The sequence below is a fragment of the Streptomyces sp. NPDC033178 genome, from assembly GCF_055577685.1.
Genome location: NZ_JBVIPT010000004.1, coordinates 287,634 through 304,483, shown reverse-complemented (window position 1 = coordinate 304,483; position 16,850 = coordinate 287,634). Strand labels below are relative to the sequence as shown.

The window sequence follows — 16,850 nt, the reverse complement described above, 5'->3', positions numbered from 1 at the left end:
ACGACCCTCGCTCCTCCCCGAATCGAACACACCGACCGATCGGTCGGCCTGTCGGCCGGCAGCCCTCCGGCGGTCCGCCGGACCGACCCGCCCGCACCGTTCCCTTCTTGTAGAACCTGTTCTATCTTGACGCTCCGCCAGATCAACGGATCCGCCGGAAGGACAAGGCCGTGGACTTCACCTTCAGCGAGGAGCAGCAGGCGGCCGTGGAAGCGGCGAGGGCGGTGTTCGCGGGGGTCGCGCCGGACGGTGTGCCGAGTCCCGCACTCACCGCCGGGGCCGTCGCGGACGACTTCGACCGCGCCCTGTGGGCGAAACTCGCCGACGCGGACCTGCTGAGCCTGCTGCTCGACGCCCGCCACGGCGGCGCGGGCCTGGACGCCGTCGCGCTCTGCCTCGTGCTGCGCGAGTCCGCGAAGGTGCTCGCGCGGGTGCCGTTGCTGGAAAGCACCGCGGCCGCCGTGACCGTGCAGACGTACGGCGGCGAGGAGTTGAAGGCGGACCTGCTCGCCCGGGCCGGCCGGGGTGAGCTGGTCCTGACGGTCGCCGCGAACGGACGCACCGGCCACGACGGCGCCGAACTCGCCGTGACCGCACGGCCGGAGGGCGACCTGTGGGTGCTGGACGGGATGCAGACGGCCGTCCCCTGGGCGCAGAACGCCGACTTCGTCCTCGTACCCGCGCTGAGCAGCGACTCGGGCCGCTCCGTGCTCGCCCTTGTCCCCCGCGTCCGCGAAGGCGTGCTGCTCGCCGAGCAGTTCTCGACAACGGGCGAGCGGCTCGGCGAACTCCGGCTGGATTCCGTACGCGTTCCCGCCCGTGACGTCATCGACGCCGACGGAGCCTGGGAGTCGCTGCGCGACCTGCTCGCCACCGGGACGTGCGCGCTGGCGCTCGGGCTGGGTGAAGGAGTGCTCGGGATGACGAGCGAATACACCGGCAAGCGGGAGCAGTTCGGGTTCCCGGTCGCCACGTTCCAGGCCGTGGCCGTGCAGGCCGCCGACCGCTACATCGACCTGCGCGCGATGGAGGCGACCCTCTGGCAGGCCGCGTGGCGGATCAGCTCGGGCGCGGGCGGGGCGCTCCCCGCGTCGGGTGACATCGCCGTCGCCAAGATCTGGGCCTCCGAGGGCGTACGCCGTGTAGTGCAGACCGCGCAGCATCTGCACGGTGGCATCGGCGCGGACACCGACTATCCCCTGCACCGGTACCACGCCTGGGCCAAGCACCTGGAACTCTCACTCGGCCCGGCGGCAGCCCACGAGGAGACACTGGGCGACCTGCTGGCTGCGCATCCCTTGGGCTGAGCGCGAGGCCCGGGGGGGGGTGAACCCGAGACCCGGGGGACGAACCCGAGGCCTCTGGGATGAGCGCGAGGCTCTGGAGTGAGCCAGGGCCTTGAGACAGGCGGGGCCTTGAGACAGGCAGGCGGCCTTGAAGCAAGCGGGCGGGCGGCCGGGAACCCGGCCGCCCCGAGGCGGCTAGAGCACGAACCCCGACTGCCCCTCCGCGTTCACCACAGGACGGCCCGCGGCCGCCCAGACCTGCATGCCGCCGTCGACGTTCACCGCGTCGATGCCCTGCTGGACCAGGTACATCGCGACCTGTGCGGAACGGCCCCCGGAGCGGCAGATCACATGGACCCTGCCGTCCTGCGGGGCCGCCTCGGTCAGCTCGCCGTAGCGTGCGACGAAGTCACTGATGGGAATGTGCAGCGCCCCTTCGGCGTGACCCGCCTGCCACTCGTCGTCCTCCCGGACGTCCAGCAGGAAGTCACCGTCCGCGAGATCCGAGACCTCGACCGTGGGCACACCAGCTCCGAAACTCATGCCCCGACGCTACCCGACCGGGCCGCTCCGTAACTCGGCCCGGTGTACGCGGACGGGACGCCACTGGTCCCAGGACCGACGTCACCGGAAGCCCGTCCTCAGGCCCCGCTGCCGAGCAGGCCCGCCAGCTCGGCCTCCCGCGCGCTCACCTGCGCCAGCAGCTGCTCGGCGATCTCCTCCAGCAGCCGGTCGGGGTCGTCCGGCGCGATCTTGAGCATCGCGCCGATCGCGCTCTCCTCCAGGTCGCGGGCGACGAGGGCGAGCAGTTCCTTGCGCTGGGCGAGCCATTCGAGCCGGGCGTAGAGCTCCTCGCTGCGGCTCGGGCGCCACTCCTCGGACACGGGTCCTGCGGCCCACTCCTCGGACAGCTCCCGGAGCAGAGACTCGTCCCCACGGCCGTACGCCGCGTTGACCCGGGAGATGAACTCGTCGCGCCGCGCGCGCTCCGTGTCGTCCTGCGCCAGGTCGGGGTGCGCCTTGCGGACCAGCTCCCGGTAGAGCTTTCGGGCCTCGTCGCTCGGCCGGACCCGCTGCGGCGGCCGCACCGGCTGATCGGTCAGCATGGCCGAAGCCTCAGGGGACAGCCCGTCCGAGTCGAGCCAGTCGTGGAACAACTCCTCGATCCCCGGCATCGGCATGACGCGGGCCCGTGCCTCCTGCGCCTTGCGTACGTCCTCCGGGTCACCGGTGCTCGCGGCCCGCGCCTCGGCGATCTGCGCGTCCAGCTCGTCGAGCCGCGAGTACATCGGCCCGAGCTTCTGGTGGTGCAGCCTGGAGAAGTTCTCCACCTCGACCCGGAACGTCTCCACCGCGATCTCGAACTCGATCAACGCCTGCTCGGCCGCCCGAACGGCCCGCTCCAGCCGCGCCTCGGGCCGCGCCTGACCCTCTCCTCCGGCGTCACCCACGGTCGCGTCACCGGCCTTCGAGCCTCCTGCCGCCGCGTCACCCCCGGCCGAACCACCCACCGACCCTTCGCCCGCGGCCGAACCGGCCACCGACTCGTCGTCCGCTGTCGAGCCGACCACGGTCTCGTCACCCACGGTCCCGTCACCCACCGCTGGGTCGTCCACAGCTGGGTCATCCACCGCTGAGTCGTCCACCGCTGCGGCGTCGGCCGTCCGGTCACCCGCCAGGGAACCGTCCGAAGACGCGTCGCCTCCGACCCCACTGCTTCCGGCCACGTCCGACAACGGCACGTCAGAACCCGATCCGGCACCCGACCCGGCAGACGCCTCAGCCGACGGCTCGGCGCCCGACTCGGCAGCTGCCTCAACGGATGCCTCGGTGGAGGCATCGGCAGACGGCTCGGCGGCCCCCTCGGTGTCCGACTCGGCAGACGGCACCTTCTCGGCGCGCGGCTCACCCGAGCCCGGTTCCGCGAGAGGCTCGGACGGGGGCTGATCAGCTTCCGGGGTCGTCACCCGCCCAGCCTAGGCCACGGTTCAGCCACCTATTCGAATCGCCTGGCCAGGTGCCTTCCCCGCACGCCTTCCCGGGCCCTTCGCCGCCCGCCCCGTCAGACCCCCAGCTCTCCCACGATCCGCCCCGCCCGCACGGCCGCCACCAGCTCCGCGTGATCGGCCTCGGTGCGGTCCGCGTAGGCCACCGAGAAGGTGGCGACCGCCTCGTCCAGTTCCTCGCTCTTGCCGCAGTACCCCGCGATGAGCCGCGGATCCGCGCTGTGCGCGTGCGCCCGTGCCAACAGGGCCCCCGTCATCCGGGCGTAGTCGTCTATCTGGTCCGCGGCCAGCGCCGCGGGATCGACACTGCCCTTGCGGTTGCGGAACTGCCGGACCTGGAAAGGGCGCCCCTCGACCGACGTCCAGCCGAGGAGGATGTCGCTGACGACCTGCATCCGCTTCTGGCCGAGGACGACCCGGCGGCCCTCGTGCTCGACCTCGGGCACCGCGAGGCCGGCCGTCGCCAGGTGCGGCACCAGGACGGACGTACGGGCCTCCTTCACCTGGAGGACGAGGGCCTCACCGCGGTGGTCGAGGAGCAGCACGACGTACGAGCGCGTGCCCACGCTGCCCGTGCCGACCACGCGGAACGCAACGTCGTGCACCGCGTACCGAGCGAGGAGCGGGAGACGGTCCTCGGAGAGCGTGGCCAGATACTCCTCCAGCGACCGCGCGACCCCGGCGGCCTCCGCGTCCGGCACGCGCCGCAGCACCGGCGGGGCGTCGACGAAGCGGCGCCCGCCGCCCTCCACGACCTCCGTCGACTTGGCCGCGAACCGCCCACTGGTGTTGCCACGGGCCTTCTCCGAGACCCGCTCCAGCGTGCCGAGCAGGTCGTGGGCGTCGGCGTGCGAGACCAACTCCTCGTCCGCGATGGCGTTCCACGCGTCCAGGACCGGGAGCTTGGCGAGCAGCCGCATGGTGCGCCGGTACGAACCGGTCGCGAAGTACGCCGCCTTGCGGCAGGTGTCCTCGTCGGCCCCCGCCTCCCGGGCGGCGAGCACGAGCGAGGTCGTGAGCCGCTTCAGGTCCCACTCCCACGGTCCGTGGACCGTTTCGTCGAAGTCGTTCAGGTCTATGACGAGGCCGCCGCGCGCGTCCCCGTACAGACCGAAGTTCGCCGCGTGCGCGTCGCCGCAGATCTGGGCGCCGATACCGGTCAGCGGCGTACGCGCCAGGTCGTAGGCCATGAGTCCGGCCGAACCGCGCAGGAAGGCGAAGGGGGTGGCCGCCATCCGGCCGACCCGTATCGGCGTGAGCTCGGAGATCCGGCCGCGGTTTGACGCGTCGACCGCCGTCACCGCGTCCGGGCGGTCGCCGTTCGTGTCCAGGGAGGCGTGCGCACTGCGCGGGACGCCGGCCCGCAGCGCCTTGCCCTCCTCCTTGGGCGAACCCTGCCCCTTGGCCGGGCCCTCCCCGGACGGTCGCGCGAACCCGCGCACCGCCGGAACCCTTGCCGCCCCGGCCACCACACCACCGGTCTCGCTCACCCGAACCGCCTCCCCCGCGCACGAACATCAATTTCGAGACGACCGTACCGCCGGGCGCCGATCCTTGTGAGCCCCTGTGGACAACTCCGCGTCTGTGGAAAACACCCCAGCTCAGCGTCGGCTCCGTGCCGAAGACAGCTCGCAGGCGGTGCTGGTGCTACCTCCGGAACTGCTCCTGGCAGCGACCGTCCTCGGCCAGATACGTCTTCGCCCACGCGCCCAGCTCCCCCAGCGCGGGCTCCAACGCCGCCCCCGCCTCCGTCAGCCGGTAGGAGACCCGCAGCGGCGGCCCGTCGTCGACCTCGCGCACCACCAGTCCGACCGTCGCCAGCTCGGTGAGCCGGTCGGAGAGCATGCGCTCGCTGATGCCGGGGATGGCACGGCGCAGGTCGGCGAAGTGGACGGGGGCGGGCAGGAGCACGGCCACGATCGGGCCCGTCCAGCGCTTTCCGAGCACCTGGAAGACCTGGGTGATGCCGTTGTCCACCCGCCTGCACGACGCAGCGTCGTGGTTTTCCTGGACCGCCATGCCTTCAGGGTACTGGCCCTTCATGAGGGGATGAAAAAAAGTAAGTACCTATGTTATTCATAGTCACGAACAAAAACGCAGTCCATGTCGACGGGCCGCACCGTGCCCGGACTGCCAAGGGCACAGCGCTCCCTCGGCGCACCCGTCGGACAACGCTCCGTCGGACCACATCGCCGAACCACGCCGAACCACCCTCACTGGAGAACTCATGGCCACCCTCTTGCACCTGGACTCGTCCGTCTTCCCAGGTCCCGCCTCGGCGTCCCGCGCCGTCACGGACGCCTTCCGCAAGGCCTGGGAGGAGCAGCACCCGGAGGGCACGGTGCTCTACCGCGACCTCTCCCTGAATCCCGTGCCGCACATCACCGCCGACGCCCACAGCGCCGGCTTCGCCGATCCGTCGGAGCACACCCCGGAGCAGGCCGCCGCCTTCGCAGAGCGGGTGAAGTTCATCGAGGAGCTGGAGCAGGCGGACGCCGTGCTGATCGGCGCGCCCATGTACAACTTCTCGATCCCGTCGACCCTCAAGGCGTGGCTGGACAACGTGATCCTCTTCGGCCGTACCGCGGGCGACACCCCGTCCGCCAAGGGCACCCCGGTCACCGTCGTCGCCAGCCGCGGCGGCTCCTATGCGCCGGGCACCCCGCGCGCGGGCTACGAGTACGTGCAGAACTACCTGGAGGCCGTCCTCAAGGACATGCTTGCCCTGGACCTCGAATTCATCGTCCCGGAGCTCACGATGGCCCCGCACAACCCGGCGATGGCCGAGCTGGTCCCGCTTTTCGAGGCCTCCCGCGCCAAGTCCCTGCAGGAGGCGGCCGACAAGGCCAGGACCCTCGCCGACCAGCTCACGTCCAAGGCGGCCTGACACTTCACCACGTGAGCACGCACAGCGTGAGTACACACCACGTGACCACGCGCCCCGGTCGTGCGGCGCCCAATGTGCCCGAAGCGACGCCGCACGACCGTTTTTCACCCTCTACGGAGAGGGCACTTTCACTGATGGGTATCCCTAGGAGACCCACTTTCCCCCTGGGTCCGCCTCTCGGTCCCAGGGAGCCACATCCCGACGGAAGTCGCCCCTACGCGGCGGCCGCCGCTGCCGCTGCCCGGTTGATCCCGTCCGTCTCCAGCACCCGCTCCGCCGCCCCGTCCCGGGCCACCGCGATCATCGCCAGGCCCACCTGTTCGGTCGTGGTGATCCGCCGGGGCGCCAGCTTCCGAAGGACGGGCAGCAGGGGCCCGGTCAACGCGTACATCACCCGGTACACCCGGGTCTTCGACCGGATTCCGTGCAGCGGCTGGATGAGCCCCGGCCGGAACATGTACGCCTCCACACCGTCCAGGGCGAGCAGCGCGTTCTCTGTCTCCCCCTTGACCCGCGCCCACATCACACGCCCCTGCGCGGAGCCGTCGGTCCCCTGCCCGGACACGTAACAGAAGGTCAGCCCGGGATTCCAGCGGCCGAGCGAACGCGCCACCTCTAGCGTGAGGTGGTACGTGACCTTCCGGTACGCGTCCTCCTTCATACCCGCCGACGAAACCCCGAGGCAGAAGAAGCAGGCGTCGTACCCGGAGAGCTCACCCTCGAGCCCGCCGAGATCCATGAGATCGGCCCGCACGACCTCCCGCAGCTTCGGATGCGAGACCCCTACCGCCGACCGCCCGACCACCAGCACACTCTCGACGCCCGAGTCCCGCAGACATTCCCGCAAAACCCCTTGCCCGACCATCCCGGTCGCCCCAAAGAGGATCACCTTCACAGAGCCCACTCCCACCACTCAGCCGGACCGGCACCCTAGGCCCTGCCCGCACTAGCCGCACGCAGCAGGGCCGAAGGGACTCAATCCCGCCAAGGATGCTGCTGCCTCACCGACTCGCGCTGTCCTGTTTCTTCTTCATCCAGGCCTGACAACCCCACCGGACGAGCGCCCCGACAAGGACGGCGACGACGATCGCCCCCCAGTCGATGACATGCGGGAGCCCGGGGAAGAAGCCGAAGAAGACCAGCGTCACCACCAGCCCCCCGGCGAACGCCGCGACCCCGGCCCACCGCAGTCGCACATCCCGAGCCCGGTCCCGGCCCGCCTGCTGATCAATCATGAACGGCTCACTTCGTGATGTGGTGGCACTGCCTCACCCGGCGCACCCCGTTGACATACAGATGCGCACACGCCTTTCCACAACGAGACAACGACTGAGGCGAGTTGTTCCGCATCGGGTCGATGCACGCACCGGCCCGATTGATCACGAAATGATGCGCTGACCTGCGGATTCGTTTCTTCGACCCTGCCTGGGTGCCAGCAGGCGGACCGGGCGACCAGCCTGGCACCCGGCGGACAGTCGCCCGGCCGGATCGACCCGCCGCGCGACGCCTCCCCGGCCCTGCCCCAGCAAAGACCCAGCCCATACGAAGCAGGCCCCCGACCGTGAGATACCTCACCGCCGGGGGCCTGCCCCGTCATGTCGTCGGCCGGGGCGCAGGGGCTGTGTGTGCACGTCCTGGGGAACTGTGTGTGCACGTCCCGGGGAACGAAGAACGGGCCTCCACCGGAACTTTCGTTCTGGTGGAGACCCGGTCTCCTGTGGTGCGCGAGGGGGGAGTTGAACCCCCACGCCCTTGCGGGCACTGGAACCTGAATCCAGCGCGTCTGCCTATTCCGCCACCCGCGCATTGGGTGTGTCGTCCGTCTCTCACCGAGTGGGTGAGCGCCTGCCGACATGCAGAAGATTAGCACGCTGGATGGGGTGGATTCACATCCGTTTCCGAGGGCCGGCGGCAGGGCAGCGGACCTCCGCGTCGGCCCGCCATCAGCCCCGCTTCACCCCCGCATCACCTGCGGGACCGCCTCGGACGGCACCCCGGATCCCTCCGTCCCCACCCTCCACGTATCAACGAGAACCGGTTCACGTATCAACCTCGTACCGGTCCAGGCCATCTCCCCAGGAGGGGGCCGGGGTCCACAGTCGGGTGCGGGACACTGTGGGTGCGCCACCTCTACGATCCTTCTCATACGGAGTGCCCGGGGGGAGTTCGAAGAGGGGCTTCGGAGGGAACCTCGGGAGGGGACTTCAGTGGGCGTCGACTTCTGTCGACCGGGCCGACAGGGGGAACCAGCCGATTTCCCGGCGCGTGGATACGATCAGTAAGCAGTACCAGGGCAACGACGACGGAGGAGGTGCCCCATGGGAGTCCTGAAGAAGTTCGAGCAACGTCTCGAAGGTCTGGTCAACGGCACCTTCGCCAAGGTGTTCAAGTCCGAGGTCCAGCCCGTGGAGATCGCAGGAGCGCTCCAGCGCGAGTGCGACAACAACGCCACGATCTGGAACCGCGACCGGACCGTCGTCCCGAACGACTTCATCGTGGAGCTGAGCACGCCCGACTTCGAGCGGCTCAGCCCCTACTCCGGCCAGCTCGGTGACGAGCTCGCCGGCATGGTGCGCGACTACGCCAAGCAGCAGCGCTACACCTTCATGGGCACCATCAAGGTCCATCTGGAGAAGGCGGACGACCTGGACACGGGCCTGTACCGGGTCCGCAGCCGTACGCTCGCCTCCTCCGCCAACCAGCAGGCCACTCCCGAGCGCGCACCCGCGGGCCCGCCCCCGGCGGCAGCCCGCGGCCAGGCAGGTGGCTACGGCTACCCGCCCGCGGCCGCTCCCCCCATGCCTGCCGCGCCGCCCCCCGGCGGCCGTCCGGGCGCCGCACCCGCGGGCCAGCGGCCCGCCGCGGCCCCGCAGCCGGGTGGACGTACGCGGCACTGGATCGAGATCAACGGCACCCGCCATCAGATCTCCCGCCCGACGCTGGTGCTGGGCCGCAGCACCGAAGCCGACGTGCGGATCGACGACCCCGGCGTCTCGCGCCGGCACTGTGAGATCCGGACCGGAACGCCCTCGACTGTCCAGGATCTCGGGTCCACCAACGGCATCGTGGTGGACGGGCAGCACACCACCCGCGCTACGCTCCGCGACGGCTCGCGGATCGTCGTGGGCAGCACCACCATCATTTACCGGCAAGCCGAAGGGTGAAGCGGGGGCAATGTCAGAGCTGACCCTCACGGTCATGCGGCTGGGTTTCCTGGCCGTACTGTGGCTGTTCGTGATCGTGGCCGTGCAGGTCATCCGCAGCGACCTGTTCGGAACGCGCGTCACACAGCGCGGCTCGCGCAGGGACGCCAACCGACCGCAGCAGGCCGCGCGCCAAGCCGCGCCGCCGCAGCAGCGCCAGCAGGCGGCACCACCGAGCGGCGGCGGCCGTCAGCGCCGTGGCGCCCCCACCAAGCTGGTCGTCTCCGAGGGCATCCTCACGGGCACGACGGTCGCGCTGCAGGGGCAGACCATCACCCTGGGACGTGCACACGACAGCACCATCGTGCTGGACGACGACTACGCGTCCAGCAGGCATGCCAGGATCTACCCGGACCGTGACGGCCAGTGGATCGTCGAAGACCTCGGGTCCACCAACGGCACGTATCTCGACCGGAACCGACTGACGACTCCCACGCCGATCCCGCTGGGCGCGCCGATCCGCATCGGCAAGACCGTCATCGAGCTGCGGAAGTAGTGCTACGTCATGAATGAGCGCGAGCGGAGCGAGCGGGCAGCGGCGGTCCACACGACGGACCCCGGCGCGCTCCCGACCGGAGGGTGGGCACCGTGCGGATGTACCCGGAGCCGACGGGCGAGGTGCGCATGAGTCTGTCACTGCGCTTCGCCGCCGGATCGCACAAAGGCATGATCCGCGAGGGCAACGAGGACTCCGGCTACGCCGGTCCGCGGCTGCTCGCGATCGCGGACGGAATGGGTGGACAGGCCGCCGGTGAGGTGGCCTCCTCCGAGGTCATCTCCACCATCGTCGCGCTCGACGACGACGTGCCGGGCTCCGACATCCTCACCTCGCTCGGGACGGCCGTTCAGCGCGCCAACGACCAGCTCAGGATGATGGTCGAGGAGGACCCCCAGCTCGAAGGCATGGGGACGACCCTCACCGCGCTTCTGTGGACCGGGCAGCGGCTCGGCCTCGTACACGTCGGTGACTCCCGCGCGTATCTGCTGCGGGACGGCGTGCTGACGCAGATCACGCAGGACCACACGTGGGTGCAGCGCCTCGTCGACGAGGGCCGCATCACGGAGGAGGAGGCCACCACCCACCCGCAGCGCTCCCTGCTGATGCGCGCGCTGGGCAGTGGCGACCATGTCGAGCCGGACCTCTCCATCCGTGAGGTCCGCGCCGGCGACCGGTACCTGATCTGCTCCGACGGGCTGTCCGGGGTCGTCTCCCATCAGACGATGGAGGACACCCTCGCCAGCTACCAGGGCCCGCAGGAGACGGTGCAGCAGCTGATCGAGCTCGCGCTGCGCGGCGGTGGCCCCGACAACATCACGGTCATCGTGGCCGACGTCCTCGACATCGACGGCGGGGACACCCTCGCGGGGCAGCTCTCCGACACCCCCGTCGTCGTGGGCGCGGTCGCCGAGAACCAGCACCAGCTGCACGACAACGGCGCCATGCAGACGCCCGCCGGCCGCGCCTCCAACCTCGGCCGGCAGGTGCCCGGGCAGGGCGGCGGCGGAGAGTTCGGCCCGCCCGGCAGCGGCGACACCACCGGCTACGTACCCACCGGCGGTTTCGGCGGCTACTCGGACGACGACTTCGTCAAACCGCGCTCCGGGCGGAAGTGGCTGAAGAGATCTCTCTACATCGCCCTCGCGCTCGGTGTCATCGGCGGCGGACTGTACGGCGGCTACCGCTGGACGCAGACTCAGTACTACGTCGGCGCCAACGACGAGCACGTCGCGCTGTACCAGGGGATCAGCCAGGACCTGGCCTGGGTCTCGCTCTCGAAGGTGGAGAAGGATCACCCCGAGATCGAACTCAAGTACCTGCCGCCGTACCAGCAGAAGCAGGTCAAGGCCACGATCGCCGAGGGCGGTCTGACCGACGCCCGCTCGAAGATCGAGGAGCTGGCCACCCAGGCGTCCGCGTGCAAGAAGGACGCCGAGCGCCGCGAGGCGGACAGCAAGGAGAACGCGAAGACCGGTGAGGGCGAGGCCGGCGGTGTCACGGGAACCACACGGACCTCTGCCGCGTCCAAGGCGACACCTACGCCGACCCCGTCGGGGTCCGGTGCAGCATCGCCCGACCCGTCCAAGTCCACGACCGCACCCACTCCCACACCCGGCCCCAGCCTCTCCGACGAAGAGCAGAAGCTGGTCTCGCTGTGCGGTAAGCAGTAAGCAGCCGTGAGGGGCCCTGTCACACGATGAGCAGCACTTCCAACCCGTCGACGCATCACACGTCAACGATCGGCTCGATCGGAGCACCGAGCCGACGTAACACCGAGCTCGCGCTGCTGGTGTTCGCCGTGGTCATCCCGGTGTTCGCATACGCCAACGTCGGTCTGGCCATGAACGACTCGGTGCCGCCCGGGCTGCTGAGCTACGGCCTCGGCCTCGGCCTGCTCGCGGGCGTCGGCCATCTCGTCGTGCGGAAGTTCGCCCCGTACGCGGACCCGCTGCTGCTGCCGCTGGCCACGCTGCTCAACGGCATCGGGCTGGTGGTGGTCTGGCGCCTGGACCAGTCGCAACGACTGCAGCAGAGCGACAACTTCTTCGAGGCGGCCCCCCGCCAGCTGCTGAACTCCGCGCTGGGCGTCGCCCTGTTCGTGGTCGTGCTGATCTTCCTCAAGGACCACCGCGTCCTGCAGCGCTACACCTACATCTCCATGGTCGCCGCAGTGATCCTGCTGCTCCTCCCGCTTGTCCCCGGCCTCGGCGTGAACGTCTTCGGCGCGAGGATCTGGATCAAGATTCCCGGCCTCGGCACCATCCAGCCCGGTGAGTTCGCGAAAATCGCCCTGGCGGTCTTCTTCGCCGGCTATCTCATGGTGAAACGCGACGCCCTGGCCCTGGCCAGCCGCCGCTTCATGGGGCTCTACCTGCCGCGCGGGCGGGACCTCGGCCCGATCGTCGTCATCTGGGCGCTCTCCATCCTGATCCTGATCTTCGAGACCGACCTCGGTACCTCGCTGCTGTTCTTCGGCATGTTCGTGATCATGCTGTACGTCGCCACCGAGCGGACCAGCTGGATCGTGTTCGGTCTGCTGATGTCCGCGGCCGGCGCCGTCGGTGTCGCCTCCTTCGAGTCGCACGTCCAGCAGCGCGTCCAGGCCTGGCTCGACCCGATGCGCGAGTACGAGCTGAGCCAGGAAGGCGTCCTGGGCCACACCGAGCAGTCGATGCAGGCCCTGTGGGCCTTCGGCTCCGGTGGCACCCTCGGCACCGGACTCGGCCAGGGCAACTCCGACCTCATCGGCTTCGCCGCCAACTCCGACTTCATCCTCGCCACCTTCGGCGAGGAGCTGGGCCTGGCCGGCGTGATGGCGATCCTGCTGATGTACGGCCTGATCGTGGAGCGCGGTGTCCGTACGGCGCTCGCGGCCCGCGACCCGTTCGGCAAGCTCCTCGCCGTCGGCCTGTCCGGCGCCTTCGCCCTTCAGGTCTTCGTCGTCGCCGGCGGCGTCATGGGCCTGATCCCGCTGACCGGTATGACGATGCCCTTCCTGGCGTACGGCGGTTCCTCCGTCATCGCCAACTGGGCCCTCATCGGCATCCTGATCAGAATCAGCGACACCGCCCGCCGCCCCGCGCCGGCCCCCGCGCCCAACCCCGACGCCGAGATGACCCAGGTGGTCCGACCGTGAACAAGCCCCTGCGCCGGATCGCGATCTTCTGCGGGCTCCTCGTCCTCGCGCTGCTCATCCGCGACAACTGGATCCAGTACGTCCAGGCCGACACGCTGAAGAAGGACACGAAGAACCGCCGCGTCGCCATAGCGCGCTATGCCACACCGCGCGGCGACATCATCGTCGACGGCAACCCGATCACCGGGTCCACGAAGACGAGCGGCGACGACTTCAACGACTTCGAGTACAAGCGCACCTACAAGGACGGCGCGATGTGGGCCCCCGTCACGGGCTACGCCTCGCAGGCGTTCGGCGCCACGCAGCTGGAGAGCATCGAGGACGGCATCCTCACCGGCAACGACGACCGGCTCTTCTTCCGCCGCACCCTCGACATGATCACCGGCAAGAAGCAGGAGGGCGGCAACGTCGTCACCACGCTCAACGCCGCCGCGCAGAAGGCCGCGTACAAGGGTCTGCTGAAGCAGGGCAAGGGTGCCGTCGCCGCGATCGACCCGGAGACCGGCGCGATCCTGGCCCTGGCCTCCACCCCCTCGTACGACCCCTCGACGTTCGCCGGGAACTCCACCAAGGTCGACGGCGAGGCCTGGAACAAGCTCCAGAAGAAGAACAACCCCGACGACCCGATGCAGAACCGGGCGCTGCGCGAGATCTACCCGCCCGGGTCGACCTTCAAGGTGGTCACGGCCGCGGCGGCGCTGGAGCACGGCATCGTCGACAGCGCCGACGAGAAGACCGACTCGCCACTGCCGTACACCCTGCCGGACAGCACCACCGAGCTGAAGAACGAGGGGAACATCCCCTGCAAGAACGCGACGCTGCGCGAGGCGCTGCGCGTCTCCTGCAACACCGTCTTCGGCAAGCTGGGCGTCGACGTCGGCAAGGAGGACATGCTGGAGACGGCCAAGAAGTTCGGCTTCAACGAGGAGCAGTTCATCCCGATCCGCTCCAGCGCCTCCAACTTCCCAGAGAAGATGGACAGGCCGCAGACCGCGCTCAGCTCGATCGGCCAGTTCGAGACGGCCACGACGCCGCTGCAGATGGCCATGGTGGCCTCGGCCATCGCCAACGACGGCACGCTCATGAAGCCGTACATGGTCGACAAGCTCCAGGCGCCGAGCCTCGACGTCATCGAGCAGACCGAGCCCTCCGAGATGAGCGAGCCGCTCTCCGAGAAGAACGCCCAGATCCTTCAGTCGATGATGGAGACGGTCGTCAAGGAGGGCACCGGCACCAAGGGCCAGATCAACGATGACGGCGTCACCGTCGGCGGCAAGACCGGTACCGCCCAGCGTGGTGTCGACAACAGCGAGAACCCGTACGCCTGGTTCATCTCGTACGCGAAGCTCGACGACGGCAGCTCCCCGGTCGCCGTCGCCGTGGTCGTCGAGGACGAGAGTGCCAACCGTGACGACATCTCCGGCGGCGGTCTCGCGGCACCGATTGCGAAGGACGTGATGAAGGCAGTCATCGACAGCAAGAAGTGACCCCGCTCACGTCCCCTTCACATCGGTGCACGTTGCGATACCGGTCCTGTATCGGGTGACGGTTGTGGCCAGGTCAGTCAAGGCGAGCCGGGTACGGTATGCCCGGACAGCACACCGCCGGACCACACGTGGTGTGGTCAGGACCGTCGGAGAGGGCTGGTAGGTAGCTATGGAAGAGCCGCGTCGCCTCGGCGGCCGGTACGAGCTGGGCCACGTGCTCGGCCGTGGTGGCATGGCGGAGGTACACCTCGCCCATGACACCCGGCTCGGCCGCACGGTGGCGGTGAAGACGCTGCGAGCGGACCTCGCGCGCGATCCGTCATTCCAGGCCCGGTTCCGCCGGGAGGCCCAGTCGGCCGCCTCGCTCAACCATCCCGCGATCGTCGCCGTGTACGACACGGGTGAGGACTACATCGAGGGCATCTCCATCCCGTACATCGTGATGGAGTACGTCGACGGGTCCACGCTGAGAGAGCTGCTGCACTCCGGGCGCAAGCTGCTGCCCGAGCGCGCCATGGAGATGACCATCGGCATCCTCCAGGCGCTCGAGTACTCGCACCGCAACGGAATCGTCCACCGCGACATCAAGCCGGCGAACGTCATGCTGACGCGCAACGGCCAGGTCAAGGTCATGGACTTCGGCATCGCCCGCGCCATGGGCGACTCCGGCATGACGATGACGCAGACCTCGGCGGTCATAGGAACCGCGCAGTACCTGTCCCCGGAGCAGGCGAAGGGCGAGCAGGTCGACGCCCGCTCCGACCTGTACTCCGCGGGCTGTCTGCTGTACGAGCTCCTGACGGTCCGCCCCCCGTTCATCGGGGACTCCCCGGTCGCGGTCGCGTACCAGCACGTGCGCGAGGAGCCGCAGGCGCCCAGCGTCTTCGACCCCGAGATCACGCCCGAGATGGACGCCATCGTCCTGAAGGCGCTCACCAAGGACCCGGACTACCGCTACCAGTCCGCCGACGAGATGCGCGTCGACATCGAGGCCTGCCTCGACGGCCAGCCCGTCGCGGCCACGGCGGCCATGGGCTCCGTGGGCTACGGCGGCTACCCGGACGACCGGCCCACCACCGCTCTGCGCTCCACTGACGCGCAGGCCACGTCGATGCTGCCCCCGATGAATCCGGACGACGGCGGCTTCGGCTACGACGACCGTGCCGGGCGCCGACGCCAGCAGAAGAAGAACAACACCTCGACGATCCTGCTGGTCGTCGCGGGTCTGCTCGTGCTGGTCGGCGCGATCCTCATCGGCAAGTGGGCGTTCACCGGACAGGGCGGGGCAGGCGACGAAGCGTTCCCGGCGCCGAACTTCGTGAACAAGACCCAGTCCGAGGCCGAGAAGTTGGCGACCAACCGCGAGCTGGAGCTGAAGATCGACTCCAAGCCCTGCGAGGACACCCCGAAGAACAGTGTCTGCGCCCAGACTCCGAGGGCGGAGACCCAGGTCAAGAAGGGCGACACGATCACGCTGACCGTGTCGACGGGGGCGCCGAAGGTCGCGGTACCGAACGTCATCGACGACCCGGTCGACGAGGCCACGGAAAAGCTCGAGGACGACAAGTACGGCTTCACGGTCAAGACGGAGTCCAAGGAGTCCAGCGAGACGCCCGGAACGGTCCTCGAACAGGACCCGACGGCGGGCGACGAGGTGGAGAAGGGCTCCACGATCACCCTCACCGTCGCCAAGGAGAAGGAACAGTCCACCGTTCCGGACGTCAGCGGCCTGAGCTGTGACGACGCCAAGGCGCGGATGGAGCAGAACGACCTCACGGGCAACTGCACCGACGTGGAGACCGACGACGACAACCTCGTCGGCAAGGTCGTCGCCACATCGCCCACGGCCAACTCCCCGGCCGACCCGGGCTCCACGGTGACCATCCAGATCGGCAAGGCGGCGGAGGAAGAGGAGTTCGCCATGCCGAAGGTGACCCAGATGACCCTCGCCCAGGCCAAGCAGGTTCTCGCACAGAACAACCTTCAGCTCGGCAACGTCCAGGGGTCGCAGGACGACAACTCCATCGTCCTCGCCAGCAACCCGCAGGAGGGCCAGCAGGTGAAGGCCGGGGACAGGGTCAACCTCGGAACGATCGACGCCGGGCAGCAGAACAACGGCGGCAACGGCAACGGCGGCCTCATCTCAGGCGCCAACGGAGCGGCCTTCCGCGAGGAGGACTGACCCGGACGGCCGGACGCGGATCGCTGGTCGACGCGAATGGGGGCCTGTACTGCTCGGTCGAGCAGTACAGGCCCCCATTGCATGGTCCCTGCGAGGTTCGGTGCGGGATCGCGCCCGTCAGCGGCGCGGGGCTGTAGCGATGTGCGGCTCTGCCGCGGGTGCGA

The 16,850-nt window shown here is 69.4% G+C and carries 14 protein-coding genes and 1 tRNA gene; 8 read left to right on the top strand and 7 right to left on the bottom strand.

Going from position 1 to position 16,850, the window contains the following annotated elements; all coding sequences use genetic code 11:
* The first annotated feature begins 170 nt into the window (after positions 1-170).
* Positions 171-1,307 carry an acyl-CoA dehydrogenase family protein gene (locus tag ACZ5VQ_RS12075; protein WP_469104771.1) on the top strand — a complete coding sequence of 379 codons (1,137 nt, stop codon included), beginning with the start codon at positions 171-173 and terminating at the stop codon, positions 1,305-1,307.
* A 174-nt stretch (positions 1,308-1,481) separates the two neighbouring features.
* On the opposite strand, the gene ACZ5VQ_RS12070 is transcribed toward ACZ5VQ_RS12075, so the two are convergent.
* The 4 genes from ACZ5VQ_RS12070 to ACZ5VQ_RS12055 form a co-directional block, all read right to left on the bottom strand.
* On the bottom strand, positions 1,482-1,811 hold the full coding sequence (locus ACZ5VQ_RS12070; protein WP_200401672.1) for a rhodanese-like domain-containing protein: 330 nt from the start codon (positions 1,809-1,811) through the stop codon (positions 1,482-1,484).
* 116 nt (positions 1,812-1,927) lie between these two features.
* Complete coding sequence (locus tag ACZ5VQ_RS12065) at positions 1,928-2,737, bottom strand: J domain-containing protein (RefSeq protein WP_469105012.1); 810 nt, start codon at positions 2,735-2,737, stop codon at positions 1,928-1,930.
* 611 nt (positions 2,738-3,348) lie between these two features.
* Positions 3,349-4,782, bottom strand: a complete 1,434-nt coding sequence (locus tag ACZ5VQ_RS12060) for a DUF2252 domain-containing protein (RefSeq protein WP_469104770.1) — start codon at positions 4,780-4,782, stop codon at positions 3,349-3,351.
* A gap of 157 nt (positions 4,783-4,939) precedes the next feature.
* Positions 4,940-5,311 carry a winged helix-turn-helix transcriptional regulator gene (locus tag ACZ5VQ_RS12055; RefSeq protein ID WP_055613058.1) on the bottom strand — a complete coding sequence of 124 codons (372 nt, stop codon included), beginning with the start codon at positions 5,309-5,311 and terminating at the stop codon, positions 4,940-4,942.
* 208 nt (positions 5,312-5,519) lie between these two features.
* Here ACZ5VQ_RS12055 and ACZ5VQ_RS12050 point away from each other — a divergent pair, with 208 nt between their 5' ends.
* On the top strand, positions 5,520-6,179 hold the full coding sequence (locus tag ACZ5VQ_RS12050; RefSeq protein ID WP_469104769.1) for an FMN-dependent NADH-azoreductase: 660 nt from the start codon (positions 5,520-5,522) through the stop codon (positions 6,177-6,179).
* Between the two features lie 214 nt (positions 6,180-6,393).
* Here ACZ5VQ_RS12050 and ACZ5VQ_RS12045 read toward each other — a convergent pair whose 3' ends face one another.
* The 3 genes from ACZ5VQ_RS12045 to ACZ5VQ_RS12035 form a co-directional block, all read right to left on the bottom strand.
* Positions 6,394-7,074 (bottom strand): Rossmann-fold NAD(P)-binding domain-containing protein, encoded by a 681-nt coding sequence (locus ACZ5VQ_RS12045; protein ID WP_469104768.1) that lies wholly within the window; start codon positions 7,072-7,074, stop codon positions 6,394-6,396.
* A 106-nt stretch (positions 7,075-7,180) separates the two neighbouring features.
* Positions 7,181-7,414, bottom strand: coding sequence for a hypothetical protein (locus ACZ5VQ_RS12040; RefSeq protein WP_469104767.1), 234 nt, complete (start codon positions 7,412-7,414; stop codon positions 7,181-7,183).
* Positions 7,415-7,897: 483 nt separating this feature from the next.
* Positions 7,898-7,984: transfer RNA gene (locus ACZ5VQ_RS12035), tRNA-Leu, on the bottom strand.
* Positions 7,985-8,497: 513 nt separating this feature from the next.
* On the opposite strand from ACZ5VQ_RS12035, the gene ACZ5VQ_RS12030 reads away from it, so the two are divergent.
* The 6 genes from ACZ5VQ_RS12030 to pknB all read left to right on the top strand — a co-directional run bounded on the left by ACZ5VQ_RS12030 (position 8,498) and on the right by pknB (position 16,686).
* Positions 8,498-9,343 carry an FhaA domain-containing protein gene (locus ACZ5VQ_RS12030; RefSeq protein ID WP_190230799.1) on the top strand — a complete coding sequence of 282 codons (846 nt, stop codon included), beginning with the start codon at positions 8,498-8,500 and terminating at the stop codon, positions 9,341-9,343.
* Positions 9,344-9,353: 10 nt separating this feature from the next.
* On the top strand, positions 9,354-9,878 hold the full coding sequence (locus ACZ5VQ_RS12025; protein ID WP_055613061.1) for an FHA domain-containing protein FhaB/FipA: 525 nt from the start codon (positions 9,354-9,356) through the stop codon (positions 9,876-9,878).
* A 98-nt stretch (positions 9,879-9,976) separates the two neighbouring features.
* A complete protein-coding gene (locus ACZ5VQ_RS12020) occupies positions 9,977-11,551 on the top strand; it encodes a Stp1/IreP family PP2C-type Ser/Thr phosphatase (RefSeq protein WP_469105011.1) in 1,575 nt (524 codons plus the stop codon).
* A 26-nt stretch (positions 11,552-11,577) separates the two neighbouring features.
* Positions 11,578-13,017: an FtsW/RodA/SpoVE family cell cycle protein gene (locus ACZ5VQ_RS12015; RefSeq protein WP_359715272.1), complete on the top strand. Its 1,440-nt coding sequence runs from the start codon at positions 11,578-11,580 to the stop codon at positions 13,015-13,017.
* Entirely contained in the window at positions 13,014-14,504 is a 1,491-nt protein-coding gene (locus ACZ5VQ_RS12010; protein ID WP_469104766.1) for a peptidoglycan D,D-transpeptidase FtsI family protein, read from the top strand. The genes ACZ5VQ_RS12015 and ACZ5VQ_RS12010 overlap by 4 nt, the downstream gene beginning before the upstream one ends.
* Before the next feature lie 169 nt (positions 14,505-14,673).
* Positions 14,674-16,686 carry a Stk1 family PASTA domain-containing Ser/Thr kinase gene (pknB, locus tag ACZ5VQ_RS12005; RefSeq protein ID WP_469104765.1) on the top strand — a complete coding sequence of 671 codons (2,013 nt, stop codon included), beginning with the start codon at positions 14,674-14,676 and terminating at the stop codon, positions 16,684-16,686.
* The last annotated feature ends 164 nt before the right edge of the window (positions 16,687-16,850 follow it).